Origin of the sequence: Mesorhizobium sp. M0029 (genome assembly GCF_040323735.1) — a bacterium.
Lineage (GTDB): Bacteria > Pseudomonadota > Alphaproteobacteria > Rhizobiales > Rhizobiaceae > Mesorhizobium.
On sequence record NZ_JAMYVF010000016.1, the window covers coordinates 102,153 to 118,597 of the forward strand.

Sequence of the window (16,445 nt, forward strand, 5' to 3'; positions counted from 1 at the left end):
GGGCGCGAAGGATCGCCAACGTCTGCCCATGGCGACAGCTCTGCCGCCTCAGCCCCTTCCGTTCACCAAATCCCCAACGATATCGTACTTCCCCGAAATACGCATCTTGTAGACCTCGTAATTCTCCATCACGCGCTGCACGTAACTTCTTGTTTCCGTGTAGGGAATCCGCTCGATCCAGTCGACGACGGCGTCGATGCCCTTGCCGCGCGGGTCGCCGTACTTGGCCACCCATTGCCTGGCGCGGTTGGGGCCGGCATTGTAGCCGGCGAAGGTCAGCACATAGGAGCCGCCGAAGCGGTCGAGCTGCTCGCCGAGGAAGGCAGCCCCCAACGTCGCATTGTAGCCGGCGTCGCTGGTCAGCTGATCCTGCGAGAAGGTCACGCCGGCCTTCTTCGCCAATTGCTTGGCGGTGCCCGGCATCAGCTGCAGCAGGCCGCGCGCGCCGGCGCTGGAGACGGCGCCGACATTGAATTCGCTTTCCTGGCGAGCGATCGCATAGGCCAGCGCCTTGCCGGAGCCGGAAATGTCGGCGGTGTCGGGAATGACGCCCAGCGGATGCGACAGCGCGCCGACGTCGATGCCGCGCGCGCCGGCGATCTTGCCGATCTTCAGCGCCATGAAATGATTGCCCTGCTTTTCCGCCAGCACCGCAAGCAGCGCCAGCTCGCCGGGACTGGTCAACTGCCCGGCGAGATCGCGGTAGAGCGTCTCGGCATAGCGGTCGTAGCCCGCCTCCTGCAGCCGCTTGATGGCGCTGACCGCTTCGCGGCCGTCAAAGCTTTGGCGGTCGGCAGTGCTTGGCTCGGGATAGGCGATGTTCAGCGTGCGCAAGCCAACCCGTTCCGCCGCCAACTGCCCGTAGAAAGTGGTGCCATAGGCTGCTGCCTTGGTGAAATAATCCTTCGCATTGCCGGGACCGCCGACTTCCGCCGCGCGGCCAAGCCAGTAATAGGCGCGTGACAGCGACATCGGTCCCTGCGCGAGATCGGCGATGCGGGCAAAATGGGTCGAGGCCGTCGCAGGATCGTTGAGGCCTCGCAGCGCATACCAGCCGGCGTGGAATTCAGCCTCGGCGGCGCTGGCGGGACTTTCGGCGGCGTGCGCGGCAACGATCTTGTAGGCGGTCTTCCAGTCGCCCTGGTCGACCAGTGCGCGCGACAGCACGCGGCGCTCGACCCACCAGGTATCGGGATCGACCAGCGCGTCGCGGTTCGTTGGCGCTTTCATCATCACCGCGGCGGCGACTGCAAACTTCCGCTGCTTGCGCAGATATTCGGCTTGCGCGAAGAAATAGCCGGCCGATTGCTGTGCGGCAGGCACTGCTTTCAACAGCTTGGCCGCGTTCTTGTCGCCACGCGAGGCGGCGGCCCAGGCATCGGCCAGCGGTTGCGCGCCGGCAAGTGCTGCGACCCGCAGTGCCGAATTCTCCCGGTCGGCATAAAACATCCGTTCCATGCGGAAACGATGGTCGGCAGCCGGAATGATGGCGCCAAACTCCTTGCTGACGGCCGCCTCGTCCCTGGCTTCCAGCTTCTCGGTGCGCCAGAATGGCGACAGCACGGAAAGCGCAGCCTTGGTGTTGCCAAGAGCTACATAAGAACGGGCAAGGATGACCACGCCTTGAAAGGTCAGCGGCTGGCTGCCGTCAAAGGCTTTCACCACGGTCTGCGGCGAGGGGTTTTCGCGATAAAGCGCGCGCTCGCTGTTCTTGCGCAGAGCGATGGTGCCCGGCCAATTCGGCAACATCTTTGCGGTATCGGCAATCTCGCTGCTCGGCACACGGTCGCCGCCATAGAGCGCGATCGCCCAGGCCAGGATATGGCGGTCCAGCGAATTGGCCGGCATTGTTTCGCGCACCGCTCGTGCCGCGGCGATATCGCCGGTCGCCAATGCGTCGAGACCGCTTTTCAGCACGACGATACCGGCGGAGGGCGCATCGGTCTGCGCTCTGTCTTGCATGTCGGGCATCGGGATCGATGAGGTCGTCTGCTCGTCGACGCTCTCGTTTGCCGCCGTCCCCACTATCAGCAGGGCAACGGCGCCAAGCAATATGAAGCGGAGTGGCCGACTGGCCGGCATGATCCTGATCTTTCCCTGTTGCGGCACTTTAGATGGCAAGCCCAGGTGCCCGAGAGCCTAGACTTAGGTCGTGAAGAGCCCGTAAACAAAGGGTTATCCAGGCCGTTCGAATTGCGCTTGCTGGCACCATCGGCATGCTTGCCGCGCAACAGTGTCGAGACTATGGTGCGCGGCTTCGCTTTCGGCTAGAAGGCGCCCGATGCAGTCGCCCAAAAGTGGGAACCGGTTTTGGGACGACGACATGCATAAACAAACAAGTCCCAAGGAGTTGGACGACATGCTGAGAGGCTCGCTTACTGCGCTCGTGACACCGTTCGAAAAGAGCGGGCGTTTCGACGAGAAAGCCTTTCGCGCCTTCGTCGAATGGCAACTTGGCGAGGGCACGACGGGCCTCGTCCCGGTCGGCACCACCGGCGAGTCGCCGACGCTGTCGCATGACGAGCATCGCCATGTCGTCAAGGTCTGCATCGAGGTGGCCAAGGGGCGCGCTCCGGTCGTGGCCGGCGCCGGCTCCAACAACACCGCGGAAGCGGTCGGTCTGGTGCAATATGCGGAGCAGGCGGGCGCCGACGCGGCTCTGGTCGTCACGCCTTATTACAACAAGCCAACACAGCGCGGCTTGTACGAGCATTTCGCCGCTGTCGCCAGGGCGACCAAGCTGCCGATCATCATCTACAACATCCCGCCGCGCTCGGTGATCGACATGATGCCGGAGACGATGGGCAGGCTGGCGCACGACTTCCAGAACATCGTCGGCGTCAAGGATGCCACCGGCAAGGTCGAGCGCGTGTCCGAACAGCGCGCCACCTGCGGCAAGGATTTCATCCAGCTTTCAGGTGAGGATGCCTCTGCCCTCGGCTTCAACGCTCATGGCGGTGTCGGCTGCATCTCGGTGACGTCGAATGTCGCGCCGCGGCTGTGCGCCGAATTCCAGGAAGCCACACTGTCCGGTGACAGCGCCAAGGCGCTGGAATTGCAGGACCGTCTGCTGCCGCTGCACAAGGCGATCTTCCTCGAGCCCGGCCTGTGCGGCGTCAAATACGCGCTGTCGAAAATTGGCAAGGTCGAGAACGTGGTGCGCTCGCCGCTGGTGACCATCGAGGCGTCGACCGCCGAGAAGATCGACGCGGCGATGAAACACGCCGGCTTGATAAATTAAGGATGAGGCGCCACCTCTCCGCATCATGAACCAGGTCAGAAAAGCCGATCCCAACAACAAGACCGTTGCGGAAAACCGCAAGGCGCGGTTTTCCTATGAGGTGCTCGACACGGTCGAGGCCGGCCTTGTGCTGACCGGCACCGAGGTCAAGTCGTTGCGCCAGGGTCAGGCCAACATCCAGGACAGCTACGCCTCGGTCGAGGGCGGCGAGATCTGGCTGATCAACTCCTATCTGCCGGAATATCTGCAGGCCAACCGCTTCAACCACGAGCCCAGGCGGCGCCGCAAGCTGCTGCTCAACAAGCGCGAGATGGCAAAACTGGCGCAGAGCATCGACCGCGAAGGCATGACGCTGGTGCCGCTGAAAATCTACTTCAACGACCAGGGCCGTGCCAAGCTGCTGCTCGCCGTCGGCCGCGGCAAGAAACTGCACGACAAGCGCGAGAGCGAAAAGCAGCGCGACTGGTCGCGCGAAAAGGGCCGGCTCATGAAGGAACGCGGCTAGAATCTCAGGCAGCCCCAGAAAAGCCAGACATCGGCTTTCAAGTTTCGAACAGCTGCAACAGCAAAACACGACGGGGGAAGGCTTGAAGAACCGGATCATCCTCTGGGGTGCGGCCAGTCTGGTCTTCGCCGGCATCGTCGCCGCAGGTGGCATCTTCTATTTCCGGACGTTCTCGCCGGATCGTGACAGCTATCCGGTCAGGGGTATCGACGTTTCCCATCATCAGGGTGAGATCGACTGGCGGCGCGTTGCCGCCGACGATGTCGCCTTCGCGGTCATCAAGGCGACCGAGGGCGGCGACCATGTCGACGATGCCTTCGCCAAGAATCTGCGCGAGGCGCGCGCGGCCGGCCTCGCCGTCGGCGCCTATCACTTCTTCACCTTCTGCCGGCCGGGCGCCGACCAGGCGAAAAATTTCATCGCGGTGGTGCCGCACGACCAGCCGCTGCTGCCGCCGGTCGTCGACATCGAATTCGGCGGCAACTGCCCGCAACGCCCGTCGCCGGAGCAGCTGAGCGCGGAACTCCAGGCCTTCCTCGGACCGGTTGAAGCTGCGTTCGGCAAGCCGGCGATCATCTACCTGACCGACGAGGCCGAGGACGCCTATGCCGGGAAAATCGACGTTCGCCCGCTCTGGCGTCGCTCGTTGCTCCTGGAGCCAGGTCGCAACGACTGGATCTACTGGCAGTACCACAATATGGGCCGCGTCGACGGCATCGTCGGCGATGTCGATCTGAATGTGCTGAAGGGCGGGCAGGAGAAGCTGGCTGAGTTGTTTGCCGCGCCTTGACCTGGCGTGCTCGACCGGCGCGAGATTGGAACCAAACATCGCGGCGCTGATCGGCCCTACCCAGCGTTCGGGCCAGTCTGCGCGCTAACGAAGGTCGGTTTCAGACCGAGCGCTTCCGGACCTTCATAATTGTCGCAATTCCGGGTTCCCGTCGCCGCTCAAGGCTTTGGAGAGCGCCTGTCTCGTCATGCCTGCCATTCGGCAAGCTTCGTCATCCGCGCCCGGGCAAGCCAAGGGCAAGATCGTGCTGGCGGGGTTCTGAAGGCTTAATTGCGCAGGAACTCGGCGATGTCGCTGAAAACCTTGACGAACATCGTCTCCGTCAAGACACCGGTGTTGGTGTTGTAGCGCGAGCAGTGATAGCTGGAAAACAGCGTGACGCCGCCGGCCGGCAACTGACCGCCGTGCTTGAACGGATAGGCGGCGACGCGCTGGCCCAGCGCCCTGACGGTCGACTGGTGGGCGATGGAGCCCAGCGCCAGCACGGCGCGCAGTTTGGGAAAGCGTGCGATCGTCGGCACCAGGAAGCTGCGGCAAGTGGAGATCTCGGCGCCGACCGGCTTGTTCTCCGGCGGCACGCAGCGCACCGCATTGGTGATCGCGGTGCCGATCAGTTCGAGCCCGTCATCCGGCCGCGCCTTGAACTCGCCGCGGGCAAGACCGTGAGCGATCATCGTTGAGTAGAGCAGGTCGCCGGCATAGTCGCCGGTAAACGGTCGCCCGGTGCGGTTGGCGCCGCGCAGGCCGGGCGCCAGCCCGACGATCAGCAGCTCGACGGCGTCCTCGCCATCAGGCGGCAGGAAAGTCGGCACCGGCGCATTAAACCACGACGGCTCGCGCTGCCGCCAGTCTGCGATGAAATCATGCAGGCGCGGGCAGAGGGGGCAGTCGCGGTCGGGTTCGGGAGCGGCGTCCAAGGCCGCCGCCGTCAATAGTCTTCCTCTTCGACTTCGGCCGGCTCGGGCCTGCGCACCGGCCGTTCGGAGGGATCGCGGCCGACCTCGTTCTTCAGCGAGGTCAAATCGATGAAATGGTCGGCCTGGCGGCGCAGATCGTCCGAGATCATCGGTGGTTGCGAGGCCATGGTGGAGACGATCGAGACCTTGCGGCCGCGCCGCTGCAGCGCTTCGACCAGTGTGCGGAAGTCGCCGTCGCCGGAGAAGATGACATAGTGGTCGACAACATCGGCAAGTTCGAGCGCATCGACGGTCAGTTCGATGTCCATATTGCCCTTGATCTTGCGGCGGCCGGTCGAGTCGGTGAACTCCTTGGCCGGCTTGGTCACCACCTTGAAGCCATTATAGTCGAGCCAGTCGATCAGGGGACGGATCGAAGAGTATTCCTGATCCTCGACCAGAGCGGTGTAGTAATAGGCCCGCAGCAAATAGCCGCGCTTCTGGAAGCTGGATAGCAGTTTGCGGTAGTCTATGTCGAAGCCGAGTGCGCGCGAGGTGGCGTAGAGATTGGCGCCGTCTATGAAAAGAGCGATTTTTTCACGGGGGTCGAACATGGCAATATTCCTTTTTCGAAATAGGTGGCGGACTAATCGAAATGGGTCGTTTATATCGCTCGGCTCGTAAATAAACCGGCTGACCTTTCGTCAACCGAGATAGCGCCAGTTTTACGGCAATCCAAGGGTGCCGGGGCGCACTGCAAGCAATTGTGATCGGAGCCGTGTCGTCGCCCGGTAGGCGGGCTTCGCCGGCAAGGCATTCAGCGGCGCCAGAAGCTGGCCATTCGCCAGCCCATGGGGCCACAGAGCCATAATGCTTGTATTTTGGCGGCGTTCGGGTTATGGACCGCGCCTGTTTTCCATCAAATCCAGGCATGAAAGGGGCAATCAATGGCCCGCGTAACCGTTGAAGACTGCATCGACAAGGTCGACAACCGCTTCGAGCTCGTGCTGCTTGCCGGCCATCGCGCCCGCCAGATCAGCCAGGGCGCGCCGATCACCGTGCCCCGCGACAACGACAAGAACCCGGTCGTGGCGCTGCGCGAGATCGCCGACGAGACGCTGTCGCCCGACGACCTCAAGGAAGATCTGATCCACTCGCTGCAGAAGCATGTCGAAGTTGACGAGCCCGAGGCCGACGGCGAGGCGATCGCCGACCAGACCGGCAACGCAGTTGCAGCTACCGACGCCGACGACGCGGAAGAAAACGTCACCTTCGATCGCATGACCGAGGAAGACCTTTTGGCCGGCATCGAGGGCCTGGTTCCCCCGGAAAAGAGCGACGACTACTAATCGCTGCCCTGGACCTGCCGGGAATATCGTTCCGGCACTTCCGTCCCGTGTGTTTCGTGGCTATCTATGAGATGCGCCGTACATCAGTGCGGCGCATCAATCATTTCAGCACCGTGAGAACCCGCCCATGATGCGTCAGTATGAGCTTGTCGAGCGCGTTGCGCGCTACAAGCCTGACGTCAATGAGGCGCTGCTCAACAAGGCCTATGTCTACGCCATGCAGAAGCATGGCCACCAGAAGCGCGCTTCCGGCGATCCCTATTTCTCGCATCCGCTCGAAGTCGCCGCCATCCTCACCGAAATGCACATGGATGAGGCGACGATCGCTGTCGCCTTGCTGCACGACACGATCGAGGACACCACCGCGACGAGGGCCGAGATTGACGATCTGTTCGGCCCCGAAATGGGCAAGCTGGTCGAAGGCCTAACCAAGCTGAAGAAGCTCGATCTCGTCTCCAAGAAGGCCGAGCAGGCAGAAAACCTGCGCAAGCTGTTGCTGGCCATCTCGGAGGATGTCCGCGTTCTGCTGGTCAAGCTCGCCGACCGTTTGCACAACATGCGCACCCTCGACCACATGCCCGAGGCCAAGCGCCTGCGCATCGCCGAGGAGACGATGGACATCTACGCGCCGCTGGCCGGGCGCATGGGCATGCAAGGCATGCGTGAGGAACTGGAAGAGATCGCCTTCCGCTTCATCAATCCGGAAGCCTACCGCGCCGTCACCGCGCGGCTCGCCGAGATATTCGAGCGCAACAAGGGTGTACTGACCGACATTGAAAAGGCGCTGTCGGCGCTGTTCGAGAAGCATGCCATCAATGCCGGGGTGAAGAGCCGGCAGAAGAAGCCTTGGTCGGTGTTCCGCAAAATGGAGGCCAAGGCGCTGTCCTTCGAGCAGCTCTCGGACATCTTCGGCTTCCGCGTCGTCGTCGACAGCGTCGAAGACTGTTACCGCGCGCTCGGCGCCATCCACACCACATGGTCGATGGTGCCTGGCCGCTTCAAGGATTACATTTCTACGCCCAAGCAGAACGACTACCGTTCGATCCACACCACCATTGTCGGCCCATCGCGCCAGCGCGTCGAACTGCAGATCCGCACCCGCGAGATGAACAAGATCGCCGAATATGGCGTCGCCGCCCATTCGATCTACAAGGACACCGGCGGCAAGACGAACGGCGCCGCCCATGCGATCTCGAAGGAGACCAACGCCTATGCCTGGCTGCGGCGCACCATCGAGCAACTGGCAGAAGGCGACAACCCGGAAGACTTCCTCGAAAATACCAAGCTGGAGCTGTTCCAGGACCAGGTATTCTGCTTCACGCCGAAAGGCATGCTGATTGCGCTGCCGCGCGGCGCCACGCCCATCGACTTCGCCTATGCCGTGCACACCGATGTCGGCGACACCTGCGTCGGTGCCAAGGTCAACGGCCGCATCATGCCGCTAATGACGGAACTGAAGAACGGCGACGAGGTCGAGATCATCCGCTCCAAGGCGCAAGTGCCGCCGGCGGCCTGGGAGTCGGTGGTGGTCACCGGCAAGGCGCGTTCAGCCATCCGCCGCGCCACCAAGAACGCCATTCGCAAGCAATATTCAGGTCTTGGTGCCCGCATTCTCGAGCGCGCCTTCCAACGCGCCGGCAAGACCTTCACCAAGGAAAGCCTGAAGCCGGTGCTGCACCGGCTGGCGCGCAAGGACATCGAAGATGTGCTGGCCTCGGTCGGGCGCGGCGAACTTGCCTCGACCGACGTCATGAAGGCGGTCTTCCCAGACTACAAGGACGAGCGCGTCACCGTCAGCGCCCCTAAGCAGCGCGAGGAGGGCTGGTCGAAGATCCGCAACGCCGCCGGCATGCTGTTCCAGATGCCCGGCACCCGAGCCGCGCGCAAGGACAAGGACCAGCCGCGCGATGGCGCGGTGCCGATCCGCGGCGTGCGCGGCGACCTGCCGGTGCGTTTCGCGCCGGAAGGGGCCGTGCCTGGCGACCGCATCGTCGGCATCGTCCAGCCGGGCACCGGCATCACCATCTATCCCATCCAGTCGCCGGCGCTGCAGGCCTTCGACGACCAGCCGGAGCGCTGGATCGACGTGCGCTGGGACATTGACGAGCAGACCAAGGAGCGCTTTCCGGCGCGCGTCTCGGTCACCGCCATCAACGCGCCGGGCTCGCTCGCTGACATCGCCCAGGTCGTTGCCTCCAACGACGCCAACATTCATACGCTGTCGATGGTGCGCACCGCGCCCGACTTCACCGAAATGCTGATCGATCTCGAAGTCTGGGATCTGAAGCACCTCAACCGGCTGCTGTCGCAGCTCAAGGATAATTCGAGCGTCAGCGATGCGCGGCGTGTGAATGGGTGAATAGTGAATAGTGAATAGTGAATAGTGAAAGAAGGCGTTCTCACTACCATTCACCATTCACCATGGACATGGGGCGAGTTATGAATACCGATGAAGTGCTGGGCATTTTCCGCGAGGCGGGCGCTGTTCTGGAGGGGCATTTCATCCTGACGTCGGGTCTGCGCAGCCCGGTCTTCCTGCAGAAGGCGCGCGTCTTCATGCATGCCGACAAGACCGAGCGGCTTTGCAAGGCGCTGGCCGAAAAGATCCGCAAGGCGGTGCCGGGCAAGATCGACTACGTCGTCGGCCCGGCGATCGGCGGCCTGATCCCGGCCTATGAGACGTCGCGCCATCTCGGTGTGCCTGCAATCTGGGTGGAGCGCGAAGGCGGCGAGTTCAGGCTGCGCCGCTTTGAGATCGCTGCCGGCTCGCGCGTCGTCATCGTCGAGGACATCGTCACCACTGGTCTTTCGATCCGCGAAACCATCGACTGCCTGCGCGCGATTGGCGCCGAGGTCGTGGCGGCGGCCTGCATCATCGACCGCTCGGCCGGCAAGACCAATGTCGGCGTGCCGCTGATCGCGCTTGCCGAATACGAGGTCCCGGCCTATCCCGCCGACCGCCTACCGCCGGAACTTGCCGCCATTCCCGCCGTTAAGCCAGGAAGCCGCAACATCTAGGGGACATCACAATGATCGCCGGCATCGATCATTTCGTGCTGACGGTCCGCTCGGTGGAGGACAGCTGCGCCTTCTACCAGCGGGTGCTTGGCCTGAAGCGCCTCGACGAGCCGGAGCGGCCGACGGCGTTGCTGTTCGGATCGCAGAAGATCAATCTGCATCAGGCAACGCACACTTTTGAACCGAAAGCCAAGACGCCGATGCCTGGGTCCGGCGATTTCTGCCTGGTCGCCGCAAGGCCGCTTGCCGAGATTTGCGCCCGTCTGGAAGCCAATGGCGTTGCCATCGAAGTCGGTCCGGTCGAGCGCACCGGCGCCCGCGGTAAGATGATGTCGGTCTATTTCCGCGATCCGGACAGCAATTTGGTCGAAGTCAGCGAATATCGGGAATAATCTATCCGCCTCGGCGTCGTCTCGCGCGGGCCTTGCCGTCGTCGGGGAGCTTTCATCGATATTGTCCTCAGTTTCGCCCCAATGGCGCTCTTGTTACAGGCCTGCGGCAGACCATCGCGGCGGCGTTTCATTGTTACGCGGCAAGGCAGTCGCTATATCAAAGTCGTTGTTGCCTTTCTGCGCCCTCGAAGCGCAAGATGGAGCGACCGCGCCCGGCCAAGGATGGTTGCAATTTGGGCGTGATGAACCGGGAACTGGAACAGAGTGCTTTTTCGACGCCGAAAGCCTGATGGCATTCTGGAGCGGGTGCGTACCTATCTGTGGCCGCGCCGCTCGTTTTCGCGCTCGTTGCAATATTTCTCCAAGCGCATCCTGCGGCTGAAGGCGACACCGCATGCAGTGGCGGCCGGCGTCGCGGCCGGCGTTTTCGCCTCCTTCTTTCCGCTCGGCTTCCATTTCGCCGTCGCCGCCGTGCTCTGCTGGGTGGTCGCCGGCAATCTGGTGGCCGCCGCCCTCGGCGCGGTATTCTTCGGCAATCCGCTGACTTTCCCGCTGCTGTGGGGAGCGTCCTGGGAAGTCGGCAAGCTGATCCTGCATGAACGCCTGCCCAAGAACGGACCGCCTGCGCATCTTGGTGAGATGATGCACACGCTGTCGTTTGCAAAGCTGTGGCACCCGGTGCTCGAGCCGATGCTGATCGGCGCTGTGCCGCTCGGCCTGATCTTCGGGCTGATCTTCTACGGTATCACCCGCTGGGGGATGACAGCCTTTCGCGAGCAGCGCAGGAAGCGCATGGCAGAGCGGGCGCATAAGGCCGGGCACCGCGGACGGGAAGTTCCGGCGGAATGATCATCGGCATCGGCAGCGACCTGATCGACATCAGACGCATCGAAAAGTCGCTGGAACGGCATGGTCAGCGCTTCATCCAGCGCATCTACACCGAGGTCGAACAGGTCCGCTCGGAAGGCCGCAAGGGCCGCGCCGCCTCCTATGCCAAGCGCTTCGCCGCCAAGGAGGCCTGCGCCAAGGCGCTTGGCACCGGCCTGGCGCAGGGCGTGTTCTGGCGCGACATGGGGGTCGCCAACCTGCCCAGCGGCGCGCCGACGATGGCGCTGACCGGGGGAGCGGCGGCACGGCTGGCCAAAATCCTGCCACAGGGGCACAGAGCGGCGATCCACCTCACAATCACCGATGATTTCCCGCTTGCTCAAGCCTTTGTGATCATCGAGGCGTTGCCCGCCGAACAAGCGCCACATTGATTGCATCAGACGACCGCTATCTAACGCCGACTTGACGTTGCCCAGCGCGCGCCGAGACTCTATACCATCCAACGCACAATCGAGGACGACATGAGCGTGGCTGAAAAATCCGAGAAGAAATCCGGCGGGCTTGGCGAAATCGTCAGCGTCATCATCCAGGCTTTGCTGCTGGCCATGGTCATCCGCACCTTGCTGTTCCAGCCCTTCTCGATCCCGTCCGGCTCTATGCGGCCGACCTTGCTCGAAGGCGACTATCTGTTCGTCACCAAATGGTCCTATGGCTTCTCGCGTTATTCGCTGCCATTCGGCCCCGACATCTTTTCCGGCCGCATCTGGGGTTCCGATCCGAAGCGCGGCGACGTGGTGGTCTTCAAGTTCCCGCCGGATCCGTCGCTCGACTACATCAAGCGCGTCGTCGGCCTGCCCGGCGACAAGATCCAGATGAAGGACGGCCAATTGTTCATCAACGGCCAGGGCGTGCCTCGTGTGAAAACCGGCCAGATCCAAAATCCTGATATCACGGAAGTGCCTGAGCCGGTCGACGTCTATCGCGAGACCCTGCCCAACGGCGTCAGCTACGACACGCTCGACCTGACACCGAATTCGATCACCGACAACACCCGCGAGTTCGTCGTGCCCCCCGGCAACTATTTCATGATGGGCGACAACCGCGACAACTCCTCCGACAGCCGCCTCAGCGTCGGCTACGTGCCGGCGGAGAACCTTGTCGGCCGCGCCAACATCGTCTTCTTCTCGATCGCCGGGAAGGCGAGCCCGCTCGAGATCTGGAAATGGCCGTCGCTGGTGCGCCTGTCGCGCCTGTTCCATTTCGTGAATTGATGGCTTTGAAGCGCCCGACGGGTGAAACTCTGGCCGATTTGGTGACAGCCAAAACCGGCCATTCCTTCCGGGATGTCCGTTTGCTCGAGACCGCGCTGACCCATTCCAGTGCGGTCAAGGCAAGCAGCAACAACCAGCGCCTCGAATTCCTTGGCGACCGCGTGCTCGGCCTGATCGTTGCCGACCTGCTTTTCGAAAAGTTTCCTGAAGCGCCGGAAGGTGAAATCGCCCCGCGCTTCAATGCCCTGGTCGATGCGCGGACATGCTCCGAGATCGGCATTGAAATGCAGCTCGAAGATCTGGTTCGGGCCGACGCTGCCTTGAAGGCGCGCTCGCGCGGCTCGGGCGGAAACTATCTGGCGGATGCGGTCGAGGCGCTGATCGCGGCGGTCTATATCGACGGCGGCCTCGATGCCGCAAGGCAATTCGTCCTGCGTTACTGGGAGCCGCGCTCGCAAAAGGTGGTGGCCAAGCCGCCCAATCCGAAATCCGACCTGCAGGAATGGATCGCCAAGACCAGCGATGTCAGGCCCGAATACGCGATCGAGAAACGCGAGGGACCTGAACATCAACCGGTTTTCACGGTGTCCGTGAAGGTCGGCGGTTTTGCGCCGGCAAGCGGCACGGGCGGCTCTCGCCGCGCAGCCGAAGAAGCGGCGGCATCGGCGTTTCTTATGCGCGAGGGCATCTGGGCCAACCAAGGGAGTGCGGCGTGACCGGCAGCGAAGATCTCCCTCCGGCAGCGGAGGCCACGCATTCCGGCTTCGTTGCCCTGATTGGGGCGCCCAATGCCGGCAAGTCGACGCTGGTCAACCAACTGGTCGGCGCCAAGGTGTCGATCGTCACCCACAAGGTGCAGACCACCCGCGCCATCGTGCGCGGCATCGCCACGCATGACAACGCGCAGATCGTCTTTGTCGATACGCCCGGCATCTTCAAGCCGAAGCGCCGGCTCGACACCGCGATGGTGACCACCGCCTGGGGTGGCGCCAAGGACGCCGATATCGTGCTTCTGCTGATCGATGCCGAGCGCGGCATCAGGGGTGACGCCGACGCCATCCTCGAGCGGCTGAAGGACGTCCGCCAGCCGATGGTGCTGATCCTCAACAAGGTCGACCGGGTCAAGCACGAGGCGCTGCTGGCCCTGGCTGCGGCAGCAAACGAAAAGGTGCCGTTCAAGCGCACCTTCATGGTCTCGGCGCTGACCGGCTCCGGCTGCAAGGATTTGCTCGACTATCTCGCGCAAGCGCTGCCGGTCGGCCCCTGGTACTATCCGGAAGACCAGATCTCGGACCTGCCGATGCGCCAACTGGCCGCCGAGATCACCCGCGAGAAGCTGTATCTGCGGCTGCATCAGGAGTTGCCCTATTCCTCGCATATCGAGACCGAGAAATGGGAAGAGAAACCGGACGGCTCGGTGCGCATCGACCAGACCATCTATGTCGAGCGCGACAGCCAGAAGAAGATCGTGCTCGGCCACAAGGGCGAGACCATCCGCGCCATCGGCCAGTCGGCGCGCATGGAAATAGCCGGCATTCTCGAGCAGAAAGTGCACCTGTTCTTGTTTGTCAAAGTGCGTGAAAACTGGGGCGACGACCCCGAGCGCTACCGCGAGATGGGGCTTGAGTTTCCCCATTGAGCTTCATCGTCTAGAAATGCCGCCCGGCAGTTTGAGACGATGACATGCCTGATCCAAAACCGACCATCGATACCGATCTCGTGCGCCGGCTGGTCAACGCGCAGTTTCCGCAATGGCGGCATCTGCCGGTGAGCCCGGTGGCGTTTGGCGGCTGGGACAACCGAACCTTCCACCTCGGCAATGATATGACTGTTCGGCTGCCGAGCGCGGCGGCCTATGCGCTGCAGGTCGACAAAGAGCACCGCTGGCTGCCCAGGCTGGCGCCGCTTCTGCCGCTGCCGATCCCGGTTCCACTGACGATGGGCGAGCCCGGGGAGGGCTACCCCTGGCATTGGTCCGTCTACCGCTGGATCGCCGGCGAAACAGCCAAGACCGCCGAAATCGCCGATCGCCGACAGTTCGCGGTCGATCTGGCCAAGTTCCTCATTGCGCTCCGGCGGATCGATCCGGCGGGCGGGCCGCCCGCGGGCCAGCACAATTTCTTCCGCGGCGGATCGCTCAGCGTGTATGACAACCAGACAAGGGAAGCACTTCAGGCGCTGGAGGGGCAGATCGACACCCAGGCGGCCACCGCGGTCTGGGATGCGGCCCTTGCCGCCACCTGGCAAGGGTCGCCCGTCTGGTTTCACGGCGACGTCGCCTGGGGCAACCTTCTTGTACAAAATAGCCGCCTGAGCGCTGTCATCGACTTCGGCACCTCCGGGATCGGCGATCCCTCTTGCGACCTGGCGATCGCCTGGACGTTCTTCCAGGGTGAGAGCCGGGAGGCGTTCCGCGCCGCCGTCGACGTCGATGAAGCGACCTGGGCGCGCGGCCGCGGCTGGACGCTGTGGAAAGCGCTGATCACCGTTGCCGGACACGACGCCAACCAGGCCGAAGCCGAACGATCGCGCTGCGTCATCGACGACGTCCTGGCCGATCACCGGAAATTCGCGTGATCAGAGCCTTTCGACGATGTGTGGGGATCCAATGTCAGCACAGATCGCACGCGGCGCGCCAAAATCTTGATTTTGCCACGCAACCGGTGACAAGCTCCTGCCATGGAATGGCGCGACGAGGGAATCATACTCGGCACCCGCAAGCATGGCGAAACCAGCGCCATTCTCGAGGTAATGACGCGTGCGCATGGCCGCCATCTCGGCCTGGTGCGCGGCGGGCGCTCGCGCAAGCAGCAGCCGGTGCTGCAGCCCGGCAACCGCGTCGACCTTTTGTGGCGGGCACGCCTCGACGAGCATCTCGGCACCTTCCAGGCCGAGGCGATCGAGATGAATGCCGCCCGGTTGATGGACAGCGCAGTCGCCGTCTACGGCCTGCAGACCATGGCCGCGCATCTCAGGCTCCTGCCGGAGCGCGACGCCCACGGCGGCCTGTATGAGACGCTTGCCGTGATGATCGCCCATCTCGACGATTCCGATGCCGCCGGCGAACTGGTGGCGCGCTTCGAACTGCTCATCCTCGACGAACTCGGCTTCGGCCTCGATCTCAGCCAGTGCGCGGCGACCGGCGCCAGGCAGGATCTGGCCTATGTCTCGCCGAAATCCGGCCGTGCGGTGTCGCGAGCCGCCGGTGCGCCGTGGCGCGACAAGATGCTGGCGCTGCCGGCCTTCCTGCAGCGCGGCTCCGGCTTGCGGGCGGACCACGCGGCACTCGAGGACGCCTTCCATCTGACCGGTTTCTTTTTCACTCGCCATGTCTACGAGCCGCGCGGCATCGAACAGCCCGATGCCCGTGCCGGCTTCCTCGCCGCCTTGCGCAAGCATCATTCGGGCGGCAAGGCCGCCCTTACGGCCGAAGCTGCGCCAGAAAGGGGAGAGAGACTCGGTGGGTGCTGACCTCCGCAACCGTCCAGGTTCACCGCAAAAGGCGGCATGCGGCAGCATTCCCTCCCCCTTGTGGGGAGGGTTAGGGTGGGGGTACTCGTAGCGCAAGAGCCTCAGCCGGCTTTGCGACGCTCCATGAAATCATCGAGGATGGCGCGCTGACCGCCGAGGATCTTGAGGCTGGCCTCGGCGAAGGAAAACCAGCCGGCCCTGTCGATTTCGGGAAATTCCCTCGTCGCGCCTGACCTTGGCGGCCATTCCATCGTGAACATGTTGCTTTTAACGGCATCGGCATCGAAATCGGCTTCGACACTCCAGGCGATGACGATCTTGCCGCCGGCTTGCCGATAGCTGCCGACAGATTCGAAATCACCATCGATGGCGACGCCGAGTTCTTCCCCGGCCTCGCGCCGGGCGGCGGCCAACTCATCTTCATTGTCCTCGACGAGGCCCTTGGGGATCGACCAAGCGCCTTCATCCTTCCTTGCCCAGAACGGGCCGCCGGGATGGACGAGCAGAAATTCGAGAATGCCGGCCCTTGTCCGGTGGATCAGCAGCCCTGCACTTCGTTTCGGCATTCGATTTCCTCACAGTTCATCCGAGGATAGCATGGCTCCTGGGCAAGTGGCGGCGGCATGCCATTCCTGGCTATCTCAGATGATGGATGAGGATAAAGACCGTAGGCCGCTGGAATTT

The 16,445-nt window shown here is 63.1% G+C and carries 18 protein-coding genes; 14 read left to right on the top strand and 4 right to left on the bottom strand.

Translation table 11 applies throughout. From position 1 onward, the window contains the following. Nucleotides 1-48: 48 nt before the first annotated feature. Nucleotides 49-2,082, bottom strand: a complete 2,034-nt coding sequence (locus tag NKJ76_RS23970) for a lytic transglycosylase domain-containing protein (RefSeq protein ID WP_352538507.1) — start codon at nt 2,080-2,082, stop codon at nt 49-51. Between the two features lie 277 nt (nt 2,083-2,359). Here NKJ76_RS23970 and dapA point away from each other — a divergent pair, with 277 nt between their 5' ends. From dapA to NKJ76_RS23985, 3 genes are all read left to right on the top strand, one after another. Next, entirely contained in the window at nt 2,360-3,241 is an 882-nt protein-coding gene (gene dapA, locus NKJ76_RS23975; RefSeq protein WP_023732000.1) for a 4-hydroxy-tetrahydrodipicolinate synthase, read from the top strand. A 25-nt stretch (nt 3,242-3,266) separates the two neighbouring features. Next, complete coding sequence (gene smpB / locus NKJ76_RS23980) at nt 3,267-3,746, top strand: SsrA-binding protein SmpB (RefSeq protein ID WP_023687280.1); 480 nt, start codon at nt 3,267-3,269, stop codon at nt 3,744-3,746. An 82-nt stretch (nt 3,747-3,828) separates the two neighbouring features. After that, nucleotides 3,829-4,536, top strand: coding sequence for a glycoside hydrolase family 25 protein (locus NKJ76_RS23985; RefSeq protein WP_023687281.1), 708 nt, complete (start codon nt 3,829-3,831; stop codon nt 4,534-4,536). 266 nt (nt 4,537-4,802) lie between these two features. Here the strand turns inward: NKJ76_RS23985 and NKJ76_RS23990 are convergent, their stop codons facing one another. Together NKJ76_RS23990 and NKJ76_RS23995 are read right to left on the bottom strand one after the other, a co-directional pair. After that, nucleotides 4,803-5,468, bottom strand: coding sequence for a uracil-DNA glycosylase (locus NKJ76_RS23990; protein ID WP_352538508.1), 666 nt, complete (start codon nt 5,466-5,468; stop codon nt 4,803-4,805). Next, on the bottom strand, nt 5,465-6,046 hold the full coding sequence (locus NKJ76_RS23995; protein ID WP_023670234.1) for a LabA-like NYN domain-containing protein: 582 nt from the start codon (nt 6,044-6,046) through the stop codon (nt 5,465-5,467). Before NKJ76_RS23995 ends, NKJ76_RS23990 begins: the two co-directional genes overlap by 4 nt. Nucleotides 6,047-6,379: 333 nt before the next feature. Between NKJ76_RS23995 and rpoZ the strand changes: the two genes are divergently transcribed. The 11 genes from rpoZ to recO all read left to right on the top strand — a co-directional run bounded on the left by rpoZ (nt 6,380) and on the right by recO (nt 15,761). Further along, nucleotides 6,380-6,781 (top strand): DNA-directed RNA polymerase subunit omega, encoded by a 402-nt coding sequence (rpoZ, locus tag NKJ76_RS24000; protein ID WP_023670235.1) that lies wholly within the window; start codon nt 6,380-6,382, stop codon nt 6,779-6,781. Nucleotides 6,782-6,908: 127 nt separating this feature from the next. Continuing rightward, the gene (locus NKJ76_RS24005) at nt 6,909-9,140 is read left to right on the top strand and encodes a RelA/SpoT family protein (RefSeq protein WP_352538509.1); all 2,232 of its coding nucleotides are present in this window, start codon (nt 6,909-6,911) and stop codon (nt 9,138-9,140) included. 80 nt (nt 9,141-9,220) lie between these two features. Beyond that, complete coding sequence (pyrE, locus tag NKJ76_RS24010) at nt 9,221-9,799, top strand: orotate phosphoribosyltransferase (RefSeq protein WP_352538510.1); 579 nt, start codon at nt 9,221-9,223, stop codon at nt 9,797-9,799. 11 nt (nt 9,800-9,810) lie between these two features. Next, nucleotides 9,811-10,191, top strand: coding sequence for a VOC family protein (locus tag NKJ76_RS24015; protein ID WP_352538511.1), 381 nt, complete (start codon nt 9,811-9,813; stop codon nt 10,189-10,191). Between the two features lie 264 nt (nt 10,192-10,455). Then, on the top strand, nt 10,456-11,040 hold the full coding sequence (locus tag NKJ76_RS24020) for a DUF2062 domain-containing protein (protein WP_023670239.1): 585 nt from the start codon (nt 10,456-10,458) through the stop codon (nt 11,038-11,040). Further along, the gene (gene acpS, locus NKJ76_RS24025) at nt 11,037-11,450 is read left to right on the top strand and encodes a holo-ACP synthase (RefSeq protein ID WP_023670240.1); all 414 of its coding nucleotides are present in this window, start codon (nt 11,037-11,039) and stop codon (nt 11,448-11,450) included. Before NKJ76_RS24020 ends, acpS begins: the two co-directional genes overlap by 4 nt. A 90-nt stretch (nt 11,451-11,540) precedes the next feature. Then, nucleotides 11,541-12,290, top strand: coding sequence for a signal peptidase I (gene lepB / locus NKJ76_RS24030; RefSeq protein WP_023670241.1), 750 nt, complete (start codon nt 11,541-11,543; stop codon nt 12,288-12,290). Beyond that, on the top strand, nt 12,290-13,006 hold the full coding sequence (gene rnc, locus NKJ76_RS24035; protein WP_023692856.1) for a ribonuclease III: 717 nt from the start codon (nt 12,290-12,292) through the stop codon (nt 13,004-13,006). Before lepB ends, rnc begins: the two co-directional genes overlap by 1 nt. Continuing rightward, on the top strand, nt 13,003-13,929 hold the full coding sequence (gene era / locus NKJ76_RS24040; RefSeq protein WP_023670243.1) for a GTPase Era: 927 nt from the start codon (nt 13,003-13,005) through the stop codon (nt 13,927-13,929). The genes rnc and era overlap by 4 nt, the downstream gene beginning before the upstream one ends. Nucleotides 13,930-13,973: 44 nt before the next feature. Continuing rightward, nucleotides 13,974-14,867 (top strand): aminoglycoside phosphotransferase family protein, encoded by an 894-nt coding sequence (locus NKJ76_RS24045; protein ID WP_352538512.1) that lies wholly within the window; start codon nt 13,974-13,976, stop codon nt 14,865-14,867. A gap of 102 nt (nt 14,868-14,969) precedes the next feature. Beyond that, nucleotides 14,970-15,761 (top strand): DNA repair protein RecO, encoded by a 792-nt coding sequence (gene recO, locus NKJ76_RS24050; RefSeq protein WP_352538513.1) that lies wholly within the window; start codon nt 14,970-14,972, stop codon nt 15,759-15,761. A 101-nt stretch (nt 15,762-15,862) separates the two neighbouring features. Here the strand turns inward: recO and NKJ76_RS24055 are convergent, their stop codons facing one another. Then, nucleotides 15,863-16,327, bottom strand: a complete 465-nt coding sequence (locus NKJ76_RS24055; RefSeq protein WP_352538514.1) for an NUDIX hydrolase — start codon at nt 16,325-16,327, stop codon at nt 15,863-15,865. Nucleotides 16,328-16,445 lie beyond the last annotated feature (118 nt).

What these genes read in the sequence shown, in the direction of transcription:
- NKJ76_RS23970 (WP_352538507.1), bottom strand. Translation starts at nt 2,082, where the DNA reads ATGCCGGCCAGTCGGCCACTCCGCTTCATATTGCTTGGCGCCGTTGCC.
- dapA (WP_023732000.1), top strand. Translation starts at nt 2,360, where the DNA reads ATGCTGAGAGGCTCGCTTACTGCGCTCGTGACACCGTTCGAAAAGAGC.
- smpB (WP_023687280.1), top strand. Translation starts at nt 3,267, where the DNA reads ATGAACCAGGTCAGAAAAGCCGATCCCAACAACAAGACCGTTGCGGAA.
- NKJ76_RS23995 (WP_023670234.1), bottom strand. Translation starts at nt 6,046, where the DNA reads ATGTTCGACCCCCGTGAAAAAATCGCTCTTTTCATAGACGGCGCCAAT.
- rpoZ (WP_023670235.1), top strand. Translation starts at nt 6,380, where the DNA reads ATGGCCCGCGTAACCGTTGAAGACTGCATCGACAAGGTCGACAACCGC.
- NKJ76_RS24005 (WP_352538509.1), top strand. Translation starts at nt 6,909, where the DNA reads ATGATGCGTCAGTATGAGCTTGTCGAGCGCGTTGCGCGCTACAAGCCT.
- pyrE (WP_352538510.1), top strand. Translation starts at nt 9,221, where the DNA reads ATGAATACCGATGAAGTGCTGGGCATTTTCCGCGAGGCGGGCGCTGTT.
- NKJ76_RS24015 (WP_352538511.1), top strand. Translation starts at nt 9,811, where the DNA reads ATGATCGCCGGCATCGATCATTTCGTGCTGACGGTCCGCTCGGTGGAG.
- acpS (WP_023670240.1), top strand. Translation starts at nt 11,037, where the DNA reads ATGATCATCGGCATCGGCAGCGACCTGATCGACATCAGACGCATCGAA.
- lepB (WP_023670241.1), top strand. Translation starts at nt 11,541, where the DNA reads ATGAGCGTGGCTGAAAAATCCGAGAAGAAATCCGGCGGGCTTGGCGAA.
- rnc (WP_023692856.1), top strand. Translation starts at nt 12,290, where the DNA reads ATGGCTTTGAAGCGCCCGACGGGTGAAACTCTGGCCGATTTGGTGACA.
- NKJ76_RS24045 (WP_352538512.1), top strand. Translation starts at nt 13,974, where the DNA reads ATGCCTGATCCAAAACCGACCATCGATACCGATCTCGTGCGCCGGCTG.
- recO (WP_352538513.1), top strand. Translation starts at nt 14,970, where the DNA reads ATGGAATGGCGCGACGAGGGAATCATACTCGGCACCCGCAAGCATGGC.
- NKJ76_RS24055 (WP_352538514.1), bottom strand. Translation starts at nt 16,327, where the DNA reads ATGCCGAAACGAAGTGCAGGGCTGCTGATCCACCGGACAAGGGCCGGC.